This is a genomic window from Mesorhizobium sp. WSM1293, assembly GCF_000513875.1.
In the GTDB taxonomy this organism is placed as follows: domain Bacteria; phylum Pseudomonadota; class Alphaproteobacteria; order Rhizobiales; family Rhizobiaceae; genus Mesorhizobium; species Mesorhizobium ciceri.
Map to the genome: position 1 here is coordinate 1 of NZ_AZUV01000004.1, position 16,888 is coordinate 16,888.

Genomic DNA, 16,888 nt, shown 5'->3' on the forward strand with positions numbered 1-16,888 from the left:
ACATCGGCCGCGCCGATCTGCCGCTGGTGACCAAGCTGCCCGGCAATGTCGAGGTCAAGCGCGGCTCGACATTGCGGCTGAGCGCCAATGGCGAGGACCTGCATATCTTCGACGCGGATGGACGTTCTTTCGCGTTGCATGAAGTGGAAGCAAAGGCGGCTTAACCGCAATTACCGTGTCAGGCACAAAAAAGNGCGGCGGGCCGGGCCCGCCNCNCTTTGACTTGGAGATCGACTTCGGTTGTTAGTTGTTGCCGAAGAGGTTGCGGTCGGCACCTTGCGGAGCAGACTTCTGGGTGGTGTCACCCGACGAGTTCAGCAGCTTGTAAACCGGCGAACCGGTGTTGCGTACCGAAGAGGTGCGCGTGCTGTCGACCGAAGTCGTGGCGGCAGGCTGATTGGCACCATTGGAGCCAAAGTTGTCGCTGCCGGCGAAGGCATTGCCGGTGATGGCCAGAACGGCGGCGGCAGCAATAAGGATCTTGTTCATTTTAGTCTCCTGAATTCTGGATTTCGCCAGGACGGCAGACACAGCTGCCGTCGGTTGCGAAATTGGTTGTTAGCGACCGAAGAGGTTACGGTCGCTGCCCTGAGCGGGCGTCTGGGCAGCCGGTTCCGAGGTCTTGGTGGAAGCCGTGTACGACTGGTCCACAGCGGCGGCAGGCTGGTTGGGGCCGTTCGAACCGTAGTTGTCGCTGCCCGCGAAAGCGCTGCCGGTGATGGCCAGAACGGCGGCGGCAGCAATGAGGATCTTGTTCATCTTGAATACTCCTGAATGTCTGAATTTCGCCACGGCGGCGGGCAAGCCCGCCGTCGACCGGGAAACTGGGAATCGGCTGTTAGTTGTTGCCGAAGAGGTTGCGGTCAGCACCCTGGGCAGGCGCCTGAGCAGCCGGTTCCGACTTCTTGGTCGAAGCGGTGTACGAGCTGTCGACAGCAGTGGCTGCCGCGGCGTTGGAACCGTAGTGGTCGCTACCAGCGAAGGCGCTGCCGGAAATGGCCAGAAGGGCTGCGGCAGTGAGAATGATCTTTTTCATTTTTGGTACTCCAGTATCGTCTTTTTTCCGTCCGTCTAGCGGCGTGTCTTGGAAATGAAATCGCGTCGTTCGGACAGCCCCGATGTGGGAGGGCAAGGTCGTCTTTTCCAATCACGAAGTTGTTCCGTGTGGACCATGAATCCACACCTTGAAATTGTGCCAACGGAATCTAGGGATGCATTTTTCTTCTTCATATCAGTGTGTTAGGTGTAGACACTTGATTGATCACTGACTGTTTCAGAGGCCCAGCGTTCACACCGTCCTGCACGCACCGTCAACAGAAACGAACCGTTCGGTTCGATTTTAGGGCAAGCTAATAGTCACTTTTCGAAACCGTTAACCTTTTTTGACCCCCGCGAAGGGTCGGATTCGGGAAGATCGCAGCCGGCAAATGGCCGCCCGGGAGGTGGGATCTCGGCCCGCGACGAGCTGCAGTAGCGTTTCGCATGCCGTGTCGCGCCGCATGGATACGATGTCGTTTTCATGCCGACGGCGCGCCCGCGATCGTGGTTAGATCATACCATCTCAGGTGCCGCTTCGTGACGACGAGGCGGAGAATTGGGAAGCCGGTCAGAATCCGGCGCTGCCCCCGCAACGGTGGTGGAGTTCAAGTCGCAACGGGAGACCACTGGGCAACCGCCTGGGAAGGTGTCGCGATGGTCCGCAAGGACAACTCCAGAGCCCGGAAACCAGCCCGAGATTTTTAGACTCGACTGATCGCGGTGGGCGGTCAAGAGGTGGATAGCGCATGTCCGGCACACAGCCGGCCTGTGTTTCAATCCTTCCTCCATCACCACCAGTTCAGTCCTTAGAAACGAGGACAGGACATGGATATCCGCAACGACATGCTGAGGCTCCTGAAGGGGCGCCGGCAAGGCTTTTCGCTGGAGCAGCCCTTCTACACCGATCCAGACTACTTCAAGCTCGACATGGAGCTGATCTGGTATCGCGACTGGCTGTTCATCGGCCATGATTGCGAACTGCCTAAGCCGGGCAGCTACATCACCGTGCAGGTCGGCGACTATCCGGTCGTCCTTGTCCGCGACCAGCACGGCAAGATCAACGCCTTCCACAATTCCTGCCGCCATCGCGGCAGCCGCGTGTGCAACACGGAGAAGGGTACCGCGGCAAAGCTCGTCTGCCCGTATCATCAGTGGACCTACGAGCTGGACGGCCGCCTGCTGTTTGCCCGCCAGATGGCCGACGGTTTCGACAAGAGTGATTTCGGCCTGAAGCCGGTCGCCTGCGAGAGCGTCGGCGGCTACATCTTCATCTGCCTGGCCAAGGAACCGGCAGATTTCGCGCCGATGCGGGCGATGATCGAACCCTATCTTTTGCCGCACCGGCTGCGTGAAGCAAAGATCGCCTTCGAGAGCACGATCGTCGAGAAGGGCAACTGGAAGCTGGTCTGGGAAAACAACCGCGAGTGCTACCACTGCGCCGCCAATCATCCCGAGTTGTGCAAGACCTTCCCCGAGGCTCCAACCGTAACCGGCGTCCATGGCGCCGACAGCGACCCTGAAATGGTCGCACACTGGGCCAGATGCGAGGCATCAGGCTTGCCGAGCAAATTCCGCATCGATCCGGCAGGGCAGTACCGCGCCACCCGCGCGCCGCTGCTGCGCGATGCCGTCAGCTACACCATGACGGGAAAACGGGCGGTCCAGAAGAACCTGTCCGACAGCGTTTCAACCGACCGCATCGGCTCCTTGCTGCTCTATCACTATCCGACGACCTGGAACCATATCCTCGGCGACCACGCCGTTACCTTCCGCGTGCTGCCGATCAGTGCCACGGAAACCGCGGTGACCACGAAATGGCTCGTCCACAAGGATGCGGTCGAAGGCGTCGACTACGACCTCGCTGAGCTCACCCATGTCTGGACCGAGACCAACGACCAGGACCGCCGCATCGTCGAGGAAAACGCCTTCGGCATCCTGTCGCCGGCCTATGAACCAGGCCCCTATTCGGAGCTGCATGAGGGCGGCGTGATCCAGTTCGTCGAGTGGTACGCGTCGTTCATCGGGCCGCGCCTTGCCGAAGGCGGCCGGCCGGCCCTGCGCAGCGTCGCCTAGCCCAGGGGACAAGAGGATGAATGCGATGACGGACCTTGGCCTCTATCGCCATCTCGACCAGATGACGCCCTGGAACGACAGGCTGCAGGTGCTGGAAGTGATCGGCGTCAGCGACGAAGCGCCTGACGTGAAGACCTTCACCTTCCGCTCCGACAACCAGACCTGGTTCCGCTACAAACCGGGGCAGTTCGTGACTCTGGAACTGCCGACATCGGACGGGCCGCTGATGCGCACCTACACGCTGTCGTCCTCGCCGTCGCGGCCGTTCTCGATCGCGGTGACGGTCAAGGCGCAGGCGGGCAGCACCGGTACGCGCTGGATGTTCGACCATCTGACGCCCGGTTCGCACGTCAAGGCCTATGGGCCGACCGGCGACTTCTCGCTGCACAGCCACCCGGCCGCCAAATACCTGTTCATTTCGGCCGGTTCCGGCGTGACGCCGATGATGTCGATGCTGCGCTGGCTGAACGACTGCGCGCCATGGACCGATGTCGGCTTCGTCAACTGCGCGCGCCGCCCGGAAGAGATCATTTTCCGCAAGGAGCTCGAACTGCTCGGCAGCCGCATGCCTGGGCTGTCGCTCGGCTTCATGATCGAGGAGCGGTCGAGCCGCGAGGGCTGGTTCGGCCATATGGGCCGCATCGACGCGATCCGGCTGCCATTGCTGGCGCCCGATTTCCGTGAGCGCGAGATTTTCTGCTGCGGCCCCGATCCTTTCATGCGCGCCGTGCGCGGCATGCTGGACGCCGCCGGCTTCGACATGGCGAAATACCATCAGGAAAGCTTTGCCGCGCCTGCCGTGGAGGAGATCCCGGCGCCGTTCTCGCCGCCGGCGGAAGACGGCGCCGCTGCCACCGTGGAGGCCGTGACACCGATCCGGTTCTCGCATTCCGATGTCGATGCCGAATGCGTCGCCGGCCAGACCGTGCTGCAGACGGCACGCGCCTCGGGGGTGCGGATTCCCGCCGCCTGCGAGTTCGGCCTGTGCGGCACCTGCAAGGTGAGGAAGGTCGCGGGCGACGTGGAGATGAGCCACAATGGCGGCATCCTCGATCACGAAATCGAGGACGGCTTTATCCTCGCCTGTTGCTCGAAGCCGCTTTCGGCGCTTGAAATCGAGGCGTGACCGGCAGGCACGGTCAGAGACTGTCCATGCCCGCGCGGCCTGCAGCTGCGCTCGCCCGGGCCTACGCCATCTTGCCAAAAACCCTGCAAATGGTTAGACGCCTGCAACGGTGGGGTTGACCGTAGGGCCCGAAGATCATCTCCGCGGCCTGCTTCGGCGGGGAGCAAACATGCGACAATCCGGCGTATATGCCATTGCCAGCAAGGATATCGTCTTTGAATCCTTCGATGGCGAAGCCGTCGTTCTCGACCTGACCACCGGTAAATATTTCGGCTTCTCTGATTCAGGCAGCAGGCTTTGGGATGCACTGTCGTCCGGCGTGCCTGCCTCCGAACTGGTCGGCGCCGCGACCGGAATTGGCGCCCTCGATGCCGCCGCGATTGACGGCTTTGTTTCACAATTGCTCGAATTCGGTTTGCTGGCGGCCGCAACCGATGGCGTGGCAAGACCGGTTCCCAGCGAATTGCTGGCTCAGCTCGCCGCTGCCGGCGAGCCCCTCAAGGTCGACATCCATGACGACCTTGCCGACCTCATTGTCGTCGATCCCATCCACGAGGTCGAGGAGCCCCTCGGCTGGCCCGCAGTGAAGCAGGCCAACTGAGGCGCCCGCCAGGCTCTCGTTGCCGGACAGCTCCGGAACAGGCAGACCATGCCGAACGTCACTCTCGAAAACCTGACTGACTACGCACGTCATGTTCTGGCGCAAGCGCAGAGCAGCGCCGCGCATTATCCACTGACCTGCAAGGTGGGCTTGCCGCATCTGGAGTTGACCGCTCATGTGAGTGCCGGCGCGTTGGCGGATGCCTTCGCTCATGGCTTTGTCACGGCTCCGGACAACCGAGCGCCTGCCGACATCTGCCGCATCTTCGTCGCACATCCCGGCATTGACGGCATCGCGGCACCGGCCAGATGGGGCCAAGGACCCTTCACGCAGCATGGCTTCGCCACCAGGCTGGCGGAAGCCGGATTGCGCGGCAACCATTTCCATGACCTGGATTTCTGGCAGTTCTATGATCCGCAACGTCGCGTTGGCGTGCAATTGATGGCCTCGGCCGATGCCTTTCCACCGTGGGAGCCGGGAGCGCCGCTGCGCCCCTTCCTCCATTGGGAATATGCGGCACGTGGCATGCGGCTGGCCCATGCGGGGACGCTCGGCACCAAAGGCAGGGGCGTACTGCTGGCCGGCGCGGGCGGCGCCGGGAAATCCGGGACCGTCGCCGCCGGCCTCCTCCACGGGCTGGACAGCGTCGGCGACGATTATGTGCTGGTCGACCTCTCCAACGGCGTGACTGCCCGCCCGTTGTTTTCAACACTCAAGCAGGATCCCCAGGGATTCGCGCGACTTGGGCTGAAGCACCGGCTGAAGGCGCACGGTCCGCTCAACTGGCAAGGCAAGCATGCTTTTCACATTGACGACATTGCGCCACGGCCGGTGCCCGAAACTCTGGACATCGTTGCGCTGCTGGTGCCACATATCGGCGGAGGCGAGGCAAGTTCGATCGTGCCGGTGTCGCGCAGGGATGCCATGATTGCCTTGGCGCCGTCCGGCATAGCGCAGATGCCGGGCGAGCGGGAGAGCGGCTTTCGCTTCTTCAGCGACCTGACCCGCCTGCTGCCGTGCTATCGTCTGTCGCTGGGGACGCAGCGACAGGAGATAGCCGGCACGATTGCGGACTTTCTTGTGCGGGGCGCTTCGTGAAACTGAGCGTGATAATGCCCGTCTACAACCGTGAGCGCTATGTCGTTTCGGCATTGCGCTCGCTGGTGCGGCAGCGGGACGCCGCCGATCTCGACATCATCGTCATCGACGACGGTTCGACCGACGGCTCTGCTGAGGCCGTACGCTCGATGATGCGCGAAAACCCCTGCATCCGACTCTTCCAGCAATCGAACATGGGCGTGGCCAGGGCGCGCAACGCCGGGCTGCGGCAACTGCCGCCGGATGCGGAGTTCGTGTCATTCCTGGATTCTGACGACATCTCGCTGGCCGGACGGTTCAAGGCCGATCTCGCCCGCTTCGAGGCTACCTCCGGGCTTGAGCTAACCTATTCGCTGATGACGCTGGTCGACCGGATCGACGACGAGAAGCTCGAGCCGGAGGCGGACTGCTGTACCATGACGCTTCGCGGAATTTCGCTGAGCACCGCTCTCTTCAGTCGAACGCTTGTCGATCGCATCGGCCATTTCGACGAGGACTTTGAGCAGTCCGAGGACACGGATTATCTGTTGCGAGTCTTCGAAACCGGTCCGCGCTACGAATTGCCGAACACCGTCGCGATCTACTACCGACGCCACGCCGGAAATGTCACCAAGGAACATAGCGGCAGGGTCCGCAACCACTTGCGTGCAATCCACAAGTCTATGCGGCGGCGCAAGGCCGATCCGTCACGGCGAGAGGTCCAGGGCATCTTCGAATTGAAGAGTCCCGCCGATTGGCGGATGCCATGATGCTCGAGACAATCGGCTCGGATCAGCCAAGCCCGCAACGCTGCTGGAGACGCCGATGAGGCTGAGCGTCATCATGCCGGTCTACAATCGCGAACAATTCGTTGGCCTGGCGCTGCGCTCGTTGCTCAGGCAGCGCGAAGACATCGATCTCGACATCATCGTCATCGACGACGGGTCGACCGATGGCTCGGCAGCCGTCGTACGGTCGTTGATCGACGAGGCCCCATGCATTCGTCTTTTCCAGCAGATCAATGGCGGGGTCACCAAGGCGCGCAATGCCGGGCTGAAGCAGTTGCTGCCGCAGACGCGTCTGGTGTCGTTTCTCGATTCGGACGACATCTCCCCGATAGGCCGCTTCAAGGCGGATCTCGCCTGCTTCGAAGAGGATCCTGGCCTCGAGCTGACCTATTCGCGCATGACGCTGGTCGACAAGATAAATGGCGAGACACTGGAACCGGCCGCCGACAGCCACTCCATCACCGTGCGGGGGATCCACCTGTCCGCCGGGATCTTCGCGCGAGACCTCATCGAGCGCACCGGTGGTTTCGACGAGGATTTCAAACAGGCCGAGGACACCGACTATCTGTTGCGTATCTTTGAGAGCCAGGCAAAATACGTTATGCCCGATACGGTGGCTCTCTATTACAGGCGTCATCCCGGCAACATGACCAAGGAAGCCGATGTGCCCTTTCGCGAGTTCATGCGCGCCATTCACAAGTCGATGAAGCGTCGCAAGGCCGATCCCAGCTTGCGCCGGGTGGAGGGGATCTTCGACTTCAAGGATCTCGCGCAGTGGCGGTTCCTTTGATGGCAGGCTATGGCGTCGTCATTCCGGCTTTCAACGCGGCCGCCACCATAGGCGCGGCCCTGAACTCCGTTCTGGCCCAGACGGCAAAGGCGGAGGCCATCGTTGTGGTCGACGACGGTTCGACCGATGATACGGCCGCGGTGATCGATGCGATGAACTTGCCGGTGACGGTGCTGCGACAGGACAATACCGGACCCGGCAGCGCAACGACCCGTGGCATTGCGGCACTCTCGACGCCGCTCATCGCGACGCTCGATGCCGACGATTTGTGGTTGGCGGACAAGATCGAAAAGCAGCTGGCCTATCTCGACCGTCATCCCGGGACAGCGGGCGTCTTTACGCATTGGCGGACGTTTCGCGGCGACAGCCCCGATTTGCCCGATGCGGCCAGTGGAGCGGGCTGGTCGCGCACGACGATGATGATCCGCCAGGAGGTGGTGCAGAGCGTCGGTCCCATCATCGACCCACCAGGCGGTCGCGGCGAGATGATCGACTGGATCGCCCGGGTTCGTGAGGCAGGCTTTGTACTTGCCATGCTCGACGACGTGCTTGCATTGCGCCGCATCCGTCCGGGCAGCCTTTCCTACGGCCGCGATCCGGCACGCGACCGGGGCTATATCCAGGTCGCAAGGCTCGCCATGCAGCGGCGGGCCCAGAACAAGGCGGGCTCCAGTTGAACGCCAGGCCTGTTCGCCGCATCAGCCGCCGCTTCCCGGACTATGGCTGGTCGTGGCCCACCGGCCAGTTGGACCTGTTGCTGAAGGCGGCGCTGCTCTCCGATGAGGACGCAGCCGCTGCCTGCGCCGCGCGCTGGCTCGACGAGAACGACATCGACCTCGTCTCGTTTCGAGAACATCGTCTGCTCGCCGCCATCTCCGACAGGTTCGGCAGAAAACTGGCCGGGCATACCGCGCACCCGCGCCTCGTCGGCCTGCAGAAGATGCTGTGGACGAAGTCGCGTATGGCGATGCGCGAGGCCGAGCCGGCGCTGAAGGCGATGGCCGACGGCGGCGCCGACATCATGCTGATCAAGGGCGCCAGCCGCATTGCCTTGAACGCGTCGGCGCAGCGTGGTCGGGTGGCGCATGACATCGACATACTGGTGCGCCCGCGCGACATGGCTGCCGTCTTCGACATCTTGCGCGACCGCGACTGGCAGATCGCCTCGGGCGTCAGCGCGCAATATCTGCGAACCCGGTTGGCGTCGCTGCGGTCGATGAACTTCTTCAAGGGCCGTTTCGGCGACATCGACCTGCACCAGCTCGGCTATGATGGGTCGCAGACGAGCGCGGAAGACGACCTGGCGATCTGGCAACGGGCGGTCCCGGCACAATTCAGCGGCGTCGCGGTCTTCGTGCCATCGCCGGCCGATCGCATGGCACTGGCCATCGCCCATGGCGGCCTCGACGCCCACACCCACAGCGACTGGCTTGTCGACTGCGCGGTCGCCATCCATGCCGAAGACGTCGATTGGGGGATGTTCCTCGACATCGTCGGAAGACGCGGCCTGGCGGTTCCAGCGGCGGTGGCGTTATCCTATCTGGCGTTCGAGATCGGCATTCCGGTGCCGGAACGGACAATGGCCAGAATCTTCGAGATGGCCGACCGGGCTGGCCTGTCGCGTTGGTCGTCGGTTCTGCAAGCCAAGCCGCGCACGGATTTCGGCGGCCTGGTCTGGCTGTCGCGCGGCCTTGCCAAGCAGTTGCGCCTGAAGCGGAAGAAGGGCCGGTTGCAGCAGGAGCCGCCCGCCAAACCCTGGCGCGGGAGACCGGCCGCGGGCAAGCCGCAAGCCGCATCGGCGCCTCTGGTGTTTTCGCAGGCCATCGCCTGTCCGCAAACGACCGGCGACATGATGCTCGACATCACCGTCAGGATCGGCGTTCCGCCGGTCCGGCGCCGCATCGAAATGGAGATCAATGACGGTGGCGAGCATATCGCTCGCCTGCGTGCCGTGGCTATCAGCCGATCCGGCAGGGAACGCGTGCTGCATTTTCGCGGCAAGGTGACGCTCGACGGCGCGCGAGTTGCCTTGACGCTCGAGGCGCGACCATCGCGACAGTTTCGCGAGTGGAACGACGCGGCCACGGTGGCCGCCTATGGCGCCTTGCCTTTCCAGTTGCTGTCGGCGGGTTTCTTGCCGATCGGCTGAAGGCGAATCCGACGAACCTTTCTCGCAAGGCGGCGTCCGCTCAAACTCCGTAGCGTTCGGTGCGGATAATTTCGGCTGCAACGCCGGCATCGATCAGCGCCTGGGCTGCCGCGGAAACGAAGGCATTGGAGCCGCAGACGAAGGCGAGACCGGGCGGCTCGGGCAGCCGCGCCATGGCTTGCGCCATCATCGCGACGTCCACCCGCCGCGCATAGTCGGCCGGGCGGCGTGCGGCTTCGCGGGTCAGTGTCAGCACCAGCTCGAAGCCGTCCTGACGCTCGTCGAGGGCGATCAGCTCGTCACGAAAGATCACTTCGTCCCAGACCCGGACCGAAAAGACCAGGACGACGGGCACCGCTGAATTCCGTACGGCGCGGTGGCGGATCATCGACATCAAGGGCACGACGCCCGAACCGCCGCCGACCATCACAAGCGGCCCACTCTCATCCTTCGGCCAGACGAAATGCCCGCCAAGCGGCCCGCGCAGTTCGATTTCGTCGCCAATTGCCGCGACTTCGTGGAAGAAGGGCGAAACCTCGCCATCGTCGAGTTTTTCGATCGCCAGTTCGATTGCGCCATTCGTTTCGGGCGCGGAGGCGATGGAATAGGAGCGGCGCGCCTGATAGCCATCCGGCGCCGTAAGCCTGACGTCGACATGCTGCCCGGCGCGATAGGCGAAGGGCCGAGACGGCTGAAAAAAGAAGCTGGTGACACGCGGCGTGCGCTTTTCTATGCGGACGATGCCGGCTGTTTGCCAGGGCGACTGCACTGCCGCCGTATCGCTCATGGATCGTCCGTGTAGCGTTGCTCGCGCCATGGGTCGCCATAGATATGGTAGCCGCGCAATTCCCAGAAACCGGGCTCGTCGCGCGTGGTGAATTGCAGGCCGTTCAGCCATTTGGCCGACTTCCAGAAATAGAGATGCGGCACCAGCAGCCTTGCCGGGCCGCCATGATCCGGCGTGATCGGCTTGCCTTCGTAGAGCAGCGCGACCATGGCCTTGCCGGCGGTGAGATCCTTGACCGGCACATTGGTGGTGTAACCGTCGAACGCGTGCGCCAGCGTGAAGCCGGTCGGCGGCTCCACACCCGCGTCGGCAAGGATATCGTCGACCAGCACGCCCTGCCACGGCGTGTCGAACTTGGTCCATGCGGTCACGCAATGGATATCGCGCGTCATCTTGGTCAACGGCAGCGCGTTGAACTCGGCCCAGTTCCATTTCTTGATCGGCCGTGGCCCATGTTTCAGCGTGAAAAACCAATCCTCGGTGCGCACGCGCGGCGTCGGACCGGCCGACAGCACCGGAAAACCCTGTTCCAGATATTGGCCGGGCGGGATGCGGGCATCGTCATCGGTTGGCGGGCGCCGTCCTGAAGAGAAACCTCGGGTGACCATCGCGGCAATCTCCTGCATCGGGCCGACATCAGCCTGATGCAATGTTCTCGAAGATGTCGTGGCGGGCAACCAAAATCTTGACGGGCGGAGGCCGGAGGGGATCGTCGCCGACGAACCCTGCCGGTCCCGTTCACGTCAAGGCCATTACTCAGCCATTGGCAAAAGGCACCGCGATGTAGATCTGAGCGTCGCCACGCTCGACCAGCAACAGCACCGACTTGCGGCCAGACTTGCCGGCTTGCGCGATTGCCTGGGTTACCTGCCTGGCGTTCTTAACCGGCACCTGATTGACGGCAACGATGATGTCGCCGGCCTGTATTCCGGAAGCGGCGGCGGCTTTGTCGGGATTGACGCTGGCAACCACCGCGCCGTGCTGCTTGCCGGCTAGGTTCATCTGCTGGCGAATGTCGGGCGTTATATCCATCAAGCCGAGCCCTATCGCCGGAGCGCGCCCGGCACTGGGCGTGTCGGACCCGTCATCCAGCGACGCGGTCTTCGCATCGGCGCTGTTCTGGCCGACATCGACGGAAATCCGCATCGGCTTGCCTTTGCGCCAGACATCGACCGTTTCCGTGGCGCCCGGCGCGACATCGGCGACCGCCCGCGACAGGTCCTTGGGGTCCTTTACCTCCTGCCCGGCAAAGCTGGTGATGACGTCACCCGTCTCGATGCCGGCCTTGGCCGCCGGCGAGCCGTCATTGACCTCTGAAACCAGCGCGCCGCCGGGATGGTCGAGCCCGATGGCGCTCGCGACATCCGGTGTCACCTCCTGGATCTGAACGCCGAGATAGCCGTACTGGATGGAGCCGCCCTTCATCAGCTTGGCCACCACCTTCTGGGCCTGGTCCGACGGAATGGCAAAGCCGACGCCGACGCTGCCGCCATTGGGCGAATAGATCGCCGTGTTGATGCCGACGACATTGCCCGCGACATCCACCAGCGGGCCGCCGGAATTGCCGTGGTTGATCGGCGCGTCGATCTGGATGAAATCGTCGAACGGCCCGCTATGCAGGTCACGGCCGCGCGCCGAGACGATACCTGCCGTGACGGTGGTGCCGATGCCGAACGGGTTGCCGAAGGCCAGCACCTGGTCGCCTGGCATAAGCTTGTCGGAATCGCCCCATTTGACGGTCGGCAGGGGTTTGTCCGACTTGATCCTCAGCACGGCGAGATCGTTCTTGGCATCGCGGCCGATGAGCTTGGCCGGAAGTTCGGTGCCGTCGTCGAGCGTCACCTTGATCGAAGAGGCCCCATCGATGACGTGATTGTTGGTGACGATGGTGCCGTCGGAGGCGACGATGAAGCCGGAACCCAGCGCCTCGGCGCGCTGCGGTTGCTGTTGCGGCGGCGTCTTGGGCGTCGGCATGCCCTGGTCACCGAAGAACTGGCGGAAATAGTCGTCGAAAGGCGAGCCGCCGTCGAAAGGAGAGGCATCGCTCATCGTTTCAGGCTGTGCCTTCATGACGGTGGTGACCGTCACCACCGCCGGCTTGTCGGCGGCCACGATGGGTGCGAACGAGCCATTGGGCGCTGTGATGCCGGCGACAGGTGTCTGGGTCGTCGGAACGGTGTTGCCCGCGCTTTGGGCGAAAGACATGACGAAGGGGGATATGATCAGCGCAGCGCCCAGCAAGGCCGCGACGCGATGCCTACGAAGGATATCTGACATGGTCGTTTGTCCGGGCGAGAGTTGATCCAGCGCCGTGGCCTCCCATGCGGGAAATCGGTCATCGGCGTGTCGAGGTTGCAATTGCCCGTCTCGCCTACATGGCAGCCAACCGGATCGACGGCCTTGCATCTAGGGCGCGGATTGGCCCGATTTAGGGTTTTCGGGCGACCTTACGAAGATTTAATATCCGCACGGCGGCAGGGTCACAAAGTCGTCGGGTCACGCCTTGCTGCCTCGCTGGAGCCTCAGCCACCGGCGGTTCGTCCGAGATAGGCCGTAGCAATCTCGCGCATGCGCTTGCCGTCGAAGCTCGGTCCGTGTCCTCCATGACCGATACGGATCGGCAGGTCGAGCAGGCGCCGCATCGTACTGATATAGGCGGCCCGGTCGGAATCCGGCAGGTCGTCTATCAGCATGGCGTCGTAGATGGCATCGCCGCTGAAGAACAGTCCGTCGGCCTCGTCGAACAGCGCGATCGAATCCGGTGAATGGCCCGGCAAATGCAGCACGCGAAATTGCCGGTCGCCAAGATCGACGACATCGCCCTCGTCCAGGGTTCGCGTCAACGGCGCGGGCGGGATCCTGTAGTGGGCCGACTCCCATCCGGGCGCCGGCAGTTTCGAGACGGCACCCTCGAGGTCGTGGAACATGTAGGCGTAAGTCGCGGCCTCATCCATGGTCTCGAACCGAGCCGCGCTCATTCTTGGCCCGGCCCGCAACGGGAATTCATGCAGCGAGCCGACGTGGTCGAGATGGATGTGGGTGGCAACGACCAGCAACGGCTTGCCCTGCGGCGTCTCGATCTGCGGCGCCAGCGGACAGATGCCCATACCGGTGTCGACGAGCAGGTCGGCATCGCGACCGCGCAGATGCCAGATATTGGCCCGAACATAGGCATGCACGAAGGGCTCGGTCAGCATCGTCGTCTTGCCGTCGACCACGCTCCTGCTGAACCAGCTCGGCATCAAGTGTGAGTCCGGCATACGAAGTGAGCCGGGCATCAGGTGTGAGCCCGGCATCAGACGAAGGGCTTCCCGACCTTGTACTTTTCCGGCACCAGCCGCTTGAGATAGGCCATGCCGGCATCCGACAGCTGATTGACGTCGGGCTTCATGAAATGGTCAGGCATGTGGCGGGTCTTGCCGGCGACGTTCTTGAGCGGCACTTTCTTCAGCACCGTTCTGGTGCCGTCATATTGCAGCGCCACCGAGCCGCCGCCCTGTTCGGCGACGGTGACGGCGAAAGCGCCAGCATCGAAAGCCTCCTGCGCGTCGACCGCGCTGATGGCGCCGATATAGCCGCGCGGCATGTAGCCGAGCGCGTCGACGCGGGCACGCTTGCCGGGCAGGCCTTCCGCCAACGCGCGCTCGAGTGCGGCCGGCAGATCGCTGCCCGACAGCTTGACGTTGCCATGCGCGTCGCGCTCAAGCTTGTCCGGCGGCACCAGGCTTTCGACCAATGCCTTGCCGTCGGCGGTGCTGACGCCTTCCGAAACGGCGACGATGCAGCGCTTGTGGCGATCGAGCGTGGCACGCACGTCGTCGATGAAGCCAGCGGCCGAGAACGGCCGCTCGGGCACGTAGACGAGATGAGGGCCGCTGTCGGGGTCGAGCTGCCAGGCAGCGGCAGCCGCGGTCAGGAAGCCCGCATGCCGGCCCATGACGATGCCGACATAGATGCCGGGCAGCGCGCGAAAATCGAGATCGACGGACAGGAAGGCGCCGGCGACGAACTCGGCCGCCGAAATGAAGCCCGGCGTGTGGTCGTTTTCCTCGAGATCATTGTCGATGGTTTTTGGCGCATGAACAAAGGCAATTGAGCCGCCGGCGGCGTCGGTCAGGATCTGCTGGGTACCCGACGTGTCGTTGCCGCCGATATAGATGAAGGCGTCGGCGCCGGCCTTCTTCAGGCCGTTGAGGATGACATCGCAATAGGTGGCGTCGGGCTTGTCGCGCGTCGAGCCGAGGGCGGCGCTCGGCGTGCCGGCAATCAGCCGCAGGCGGTCTTCCGGAATGGCGGAAAGGTCGACATAATTGCCGTCACGGATGCCGCGCACGCCATGGATCGAGCCCAGCACCTTGGCACCGGGATGCCGCTTGCGGATCTCCAGCGTCGCCCCGACAACCGTCTGGTTGATGACGGCGGTTGGGCCGCCGCCCTGCGCGATGACAAACGTTCCAGCCATGCTTGATTTCTCCCGGCGCGATGGTTTTCAAGGCACCTTGGCCTGTCTTGCCGCATCGCGCAACGGGAGTTTCGAGCGGCGCCAACACGCCGCATAAGCGTCAGACGACGACGACCGGATTTTTCTTGGAGACGCGGCTGTAGAGGTCGATGATGTCCTGGTTGATCAGGCGCACGCAGCCCGACGACATCGCTTGCCCGATGCTCCACCATTCGGGCGAGCCGTGGATGCGATAGCCGGTGTCCTTGCCGTCCTGGTAGATGTAGAGGGCACGCGCGCCGAGCGGATTGGTGAGGCCGCCGGGCTGTCCGGCCTGCCATTTCACCAGTTCAGGCTTGCGGGCGATCATCTCCGGCGGCGGCGTCCAGGTCGGCCATTCCCTGCCGTACTGGATGTTGGCGCGGCCGGACCAGCGGAAACCGTCCTTGCCGATGCCGACGCCGTAGCGAATGGCATCGCCACCCGGCTGGACCAGATAGAGCATGCGCTCCTTGAGATGGACGACGATGGTGCCGGGCGCCTCGCCTGTCGTGTCGACGACGATCTGGCGGCGGAATTCCGGCTTGACCTTCAGATATGGCACTTCCGGCACGTTGAAGCCGCCGTCGGTCAGCCCGGCATACATGACCCCGGGGCTGGTGACGTTCTTGTCGACGCTGATGCTTGGCCGGATCGGCCGCACGGAACCCGTGGTGACGTCGTCGAGCTCGAGCGCCGGCAGGCCGCCGCCCGAGGTCGAGCAACCGGCGGCGCTCAGCAGCGCAAGCGCCCCTGCCCCGGACAGGATGGCGCGGCGGGAAAGATGATGATCGGTTTCGATTGCGTCGCCATTTCGCGGCGGCGTCAGACCTTGCGGCAACTCACGCATATACCCAGACCCTACGCTGTCGGCGGGAAGCACGGTCCGGCCGGATAGCGGGCATTTTCCTCATTCATGGTTGATAAAGCGTGAAGACCTTGCACAGCCTGCATTTGCGCATGGCCTTGACGATGTTCGACCTTCTTGCCTGAACTTGAGCGCAGGCTGCTGCACAAAAAGACCTCGGTCGAGTCATATTCCCGGCGCCGGCGTCTCCTACTCCTCGAACCATCAGCGAGGGGCCTCCATGTGCAAGACCTTAAAAACCGACATCAAGCTTTTTGCCGCTGCCATTGTCGCGGCGGCTACCGTTCTCGGTGCCAATGTCAGCCTGGCCGATATCGTGAGCACGCTGAGCGGCGCGAACTGACACCGATCTGCCGCAGGCGCAGTTAGGGAAATCGCCTCTTTACATTCTCCCGGGCCTAAGGATTTATCCTCTTCTTTAAGCTCAAAGGAGACGAGCATGTCCTTCGAAAACTGGGCCGCCTTCGCTGCCGCATCGACGATCCTTCTCATCATTCCGGGACCGACCATCCTTCTCGTCGTGTCCTATGCGCTGGGCCAGGGCTGGCGTACCGCTCTGCCGATGGCCGTCGGCGTGGCGTTGGGGGATTTCACTGCGATGACGTTGTCGATGCTGGGTATCGGCGCGCTGCTGGCGGCTTCGGCGACCGTCTTCACCATCCTGAAGCTGATCGGCGCCGGTTATCTGATCTATCTTGGCGTGAAACTGTTTCGCGCCGGCGGCGCGTTGAAGGCCGAACCGCGCACCGACGCGGTCTCCTCGGCCAAGATGATGGCGCACGCCTGGCTCGTCACCGCGCTCAACCCGAAAAGCATCACGTTCTTCGTTGCCTTCCTGCCGCAGTTCCTCGACCGGCACGCCGATTTCTGGACGCAGATGCTGATCTTCGAGACGACCTTCCTGGCGCTCGCCTTCGCCAATGCCTTCGGCTATGCGCTGATCGCGGCACGCGCACGCAACGTGGTGCGCAATCCCAAGGCGATCCGCATCTTCAACCGCACCGGCGGTACGCTGCTGGTCGGCGCCGGCATCGCCACGGTGGCGATGCGTTCCAGCAATTAAGCTGTCTTTTTGATCATGATCCCGAAACTGGTTTTCGGGATCATGACC

General features: G+C 63.2%; 19 protein-coding genes, 1 pseudogene and 1 riboswitch. Of the genes and pseudogenes, 11 read left to right on the forward strand and 9 right to left on the reverse strand.

Translation table 11 applies throughout. From position 1 onward, the window contains the following. A pseudogene (locus M729_RS1000000139835) lies at nt 1-164 on the forward strand (ABC transporter ATP-binding protein); the annotation flags it as partial. Between the two features lie 79 nt (nt 165-243). Here the strand turns inward: M729_RS1000000139835 and M729_RS0105450 are convergent. The 3 genes from M729_RS0105450 to M729_RS0105460 all read right to left on the reverse strand — a co-directional run bounded on the left by M729_RS0105450 (nt 244) and on the right by M729_RS0105460 (nt 1,036). Beyond that, nucleotides 244-489, reverse strand: a complete 246-nt coding sequence (locus M729_RS0105450) for a DUF680 domain-containing protein (protein WP_027160993.1) — start codon at nt 487-489, stop codon at nt 244-246. A gap of 69 nt (nt 490-558) precedes the next feature. Further along, a complete protein-coding gene (locus M729_RS0105455) occupies nt 559-759 on the reverse strand; it encodes a DUF680 domain-containing protein (protein ID WP_013528267.1) in 201 nt (66 codons plus the stop codon). Nucleotides 760-838: 79 nt separating this feature from the next. Beyond that, on the reverse strand, nt 839-1,036 hold the full coding sequence (locus tag M729_RS0105460) for a DUF680 domain-containing protein (protein WP_013528268.1): 198 nt from the start codon (nt 1,034-1,036) through the stop codon (nt 839-841). A 510-nt stretch (nt 1,037-1,546) separates the two neighbouring features. Beyond that, nucleotides 1,547-1,749: riboswitch (cobalamin riboswitch) on the forward strand. Between the two features lie 114 nt (nt 1,750-1,863). On the opposite strand from M729_RS0105460, the gene M729_RS0105465 reads away from it, so the two are divergent. From M729_RS0105465 to M729_RS0105500, 8 genes are all read left to right on the forward strand, one after another. Next, on the forward strand, nt 1,864-3,111 hold the full coding sequence (locus M729_RS0105465; protein WP_013528269.1) for an aromatic ring-hydroxylating dioxygenase subunit alpha: 1,248 nt from the start codon (nt 1,864-1,866) through the stop codon (nt 3,109-3,111). Between the two features lie 25 nt (nt 3,112-3,136). Then, nucleotides 3,137-4,237 carry a hybrid-cluster NAD(P)-dependent oxidoreductase gene (locus tag M729_RS0105470; RefSeq protein WP_013528270.1) on the forward strand — a complete coding sequence of 367 codons (1,101 nt, stop codon included), beginning with the start codon at nt 3,137-3,139 and terminating at the stop codon, nt 4,235-4,237. Nucleotides 4,238-4,406: 169 nt separating this feature from the next. Beyond that, a complete protein-coding gene (locus M729_RS0105475; protein WP_013528271.1) occupies nt 4,407-4,838 on the forward strand; it encodes a PqqD family protein in 432 nt (143 codons plus the stop codon). Nucleotides 4,839-4,886: 48 nt separating this feature from the next. Beyond that, nucleotides 4,887-5,936 (forward strand): hypothetical protein, encoded by a 1,050-nt coding sequence (locus tag M729_RS0105480; RefSeq protein ID WP_027160994.1) that lies wholly within the window; start codon nt 4,887-4,889, stop codon nt 5,934-5,936. Then, complete coding sequence (locus M729_RS0105485) at nt 5,933-6,685, forward strand: glycosyltransferase family A protein (protein ID WP_027160995.1); 753 nt, start codon at nt 5,933-5,935, stop codon at nt 6,683-6,685. The genes M729_RS0105480 and M729_RS0105485 overlap by 4 nt, the downstream gene beginning before the upstream one ends. 55 nt (nt 6,686-6,740) lie before the next feature. After that, nucleotides 6,741-7,493 (forward strand): glycosyltransferase family A protein, encoded by a 753-nt coding sequence (locus tag M729_RS0105490; RefSeq protein ID WP_027160996.1) that lies wholly within the window; start codon nt 6,741-6,743, stop codon nt 7,491-7,493. Further along, a complete protein-coding gene (locus M729_RS0105495) occupies nt 7,493-8,170 on the forward strand; it encodes a glycosyltransferase family A protein (RefSeq protein ID WP_013528275.1) in 678 nt (225 codons plus the stop codon). The genes M729_RS0105490 and M729_RS0105495 overlap by 1 nt, the downstream gene beginning before the upstream one ends. Then, nucleotides 8,167-9,642 (forward strand): nucleotidyltransferase family protein, encoded by a 1,476-nt coding sequence (locus tag M729_RS0105500; RefSeq protein ID WP_027160997.1) that lies wholly within the window; start codon nt 8,167-8,169, stop codon nt 9,640-9,642. Before M729_RS0105495 ends, M729_RS0105500 begins: the two co-directional genes overlap by 4 nt. Nucleotides 9,643-9,682: 40 nt before the next feature. Here the strand turns inward: M729_RS0105500 and M729_RS0105505 are convergent, their stop codons facing one another. The 6 genes from M729_RS0105505 to M729_RS0105530 all read right to left on the reverse strand — a co-directional run bounded on the left by M729_RS0105505 (nt 9,683) and on the right by M729_RS0105530 (nt 15,759). After that, the gene (locus tag M729_RS0105505; RefSeq protein ID WP_027160998.1) at nt 9,683-10,429 is read right to left on the reverse strand and encodes an FAD-binding oxidoreductase; all 747 of its coding nucleotides are present in this window, start codon (nt 10,427-10,429) and stop codon (nt 9,683-9,685) included. After that, complete coding sequence (locus M729_RS0105510; protein WP_027160999.1) at nt 10,426-11,037, reverse strand: molybdopterin-dependent oxidoreductase; 612 nt, start codon at nt 11,035-11,037, stop codon at nt 10,426-10,428. Before M729_RS0105510 ends, M729_RS0105505 begins: the two co-directional genes overlap by 4 nt. Nucleotides 11,038-11,185: 148 nt before the next feature. Then, complete coding sequence (locus tag M729_RS0105515; protein ID WP_027161000.1) at nt 11,186-12,706, reverse strand: DegQ family serine endoprotease; 1,521 nt, start codon at nt 12,704-12,706, stop codon at nt 11,186-11,188. Between the two features lie 245 nt (nt 12,707-12,951). After that, nucleotides 12,952-13,671: an MBL fold metallo-hydrolase gene (locus tag M729_RS0105520; protein ID WP_027161001.1), complete on the reverse strand. Its 720-nt coding sequence runs from the start codon at nt 13,669-13,671 to the stop codon at nt 12,952-12,954. Between the two features lie 53 nt (nt 13,672-13,724). After that, nucleotides 13,725-14,891 carry a diphosphate--fructose-6-phosphate 1-phosphotransferase gene (locus tag M729_RS0105525; RefSeq protein WP_027161002.1) on the reverse strand — a complete coding sequence of 389 codons (1,167 nt, stop codon included), beginning with the start codon at nt 14,889-14,891 and terminating at the stop codon, nt 13,725-13,727. A 100-nt stretch (nt 14,892-14,991) separates the two neighbouring features. Then, nucleotides 14,992-15,759, reverse strand: a complete 768-nt coding sequence (locus tag M729_RS0105530) for a L,D-transpeptidase (RefSeq protein ID WP_024501964.1) — start codon at nt 15,757-15,759, stop codon at nt 14,992-14,994. A 238-nt stretch (nt 15,760-15,997) separates the two neighbouring features. Here M729_RS0105530 and M729_RS1000000139660 point away from each other — a divergent pair, with 238 nt between their 5' ends. Beyond that, nucleotides 15,998-16,120: a hypothetical protein gene (locus tag M729_RS1000000139660; RefSeq protein WP_013528283.1), complete on the forward strand. Its 123-nt coding sequence runs from the start codon at nt 15,998-16,000 to the stop codon at nt 16,118-16,120. A 96-nt stretch (nt 16,121-16,216) separates the two neighbouring features. Next, on the forward strand, nt 16,217-16,840 hold the full coding sequence (locus tag M729_RS0105540) for a LysE family translocator (RefSeq protein WP_023761181.1): 624 nt from the start codon (nt 16,217-16,219) through the stop codon (nt 16,838-16,840). Nucleotides 16,841-16,888 lie beyond the last annotated feature (48 nt).

What these genes read in the sequence shown, in the direction of transcription:
- M729_RS0105510 (WP_027160999.1), bottom strand. Translation starts at nt 11,037, where the DNA reads ATGGTCACCCGAGGTTTCTCTTCAGGACGGCGCCCGCCAACCGATGAC.
- M729_RS0105505 (WP_027160998.1), bottom strand. Translation starts at nt 10,429, where the DNA reads ATGAGCGATACGGCGGCAGTGCAGTCGCCCTGGCAAACAGCCGGCATC.
- M729_RS0105470 (WP_013528270.1), top strand. Translation starts at nt 3,137, where the DNA reads ATGACGGACCTTGGCCTCTATCGCCATCTCGACCAGATGACGCCCTGG.
- M729_RS0105475 (WP_013528271.1), top strand. Translation starts at nt 4,407, where the DNA reads ATGCGACAATCCGGCGTATATGCCATTGCCAGCAAGGATATCGTCTTT.
- M729_RS0105530 (WP_024501964.1), bottom strand. Translation starts at nt 15,759, where the DNA reads ATGCGTGAGTTGCCGCAAGGTCTGACGCCGCCGCGAAATGGCGACGCA.
- M729_RS0105450 (WP_027160993.1), bottom strand. Translation starts at nt 489, where the DNA reads ATGAACAAGATCCTTATTGCTGCCGCCGCCGTTCTGGCCATCACCGGC.
- M729_RS0105495 (WP_013528275.1), top strand. Translation starts at nt 7,493, where the DNA reads ATGGCAGGCTATGGCGTCGTCATTCCGGCTTTCAACGCGGCCGCCACC.
- M729_RS0105490 (WP_027160996.1), top strand. Translation starts at nt 6,741, where the DNA reads ATGAGGCTGAGCGTCATCATGCCGGTCTACAATCGCGAACAATTCGTT.
- M729_RS0105525 (WP_027161002.1), bottom strand. Translation starts at nt 14,891, where the DNA reads ATGGCTGGAACGTTTGTCATCGCGCAGGGCGGCGGCCCAACCGCCGTC.
- M729_RS0105520 (WP_027161001.1), bottom strand. Translation starts at nt 13,671, where the DNA reads ATGCCGAGCTGGTTCAGCAGGAGCGTGGTCGACGGCAAGACGACGATG.
- M729_RS0105515 (WP_027161000.1), bottom strand. Translation starts at nt 12,706, where the DNA reads ATGTCAGATATCCTTCGTAGGCATCGCGTCGCGGCCTTGCTGGGCGCT.
- M729_RS0105540 (WP_023761181.1), top strand. Translation starts at nt 16,217, where the DNA reads ATGTCCTTCGAAAACTGGGCCGCCTTCGCTGCCGCATCGACGATCCTT.
- M729_RS0105460 (WP_013528268.1), bottom strand. Translation starts at nt 1,036, where the DNA reads ATGAAAAAGATCATTCTCACTGCCGCAGCCCTTCTGGCCATTTCCGGC.
- M729_RS0105455 (WP_013528267.1), bottom strand. Translation starts at nt 759, where the DNA reads ATGAACAAGATCCTCATTGCTGCCGCCGCCGTTCTGGCCATCACCGGC.
- M729_RS0105480 (WP_027160994.1), top strand. Translation starts at nt 4,887, where the DNA reads ATGCCGAACGTCACTCTCGAAAACCTGACTGACTACGCACGTCATGTT.
- M729_RS1000000139660 (WP_013528283.1), top strand. Translation starts at nt 15,998, where the DNA reads ATGTGCAAGACCTTAAAAACCGACATCAAGCTTTTTGCCGCTGCCATT.
- M729_RS0105465 (WP_013528269.1), top strand. Translation starts at nt 1,864, where the DNA reads ATGGATATCCGCAACGACATGCTGAGGCTCCTGAAGGGGCGCCGGCAA.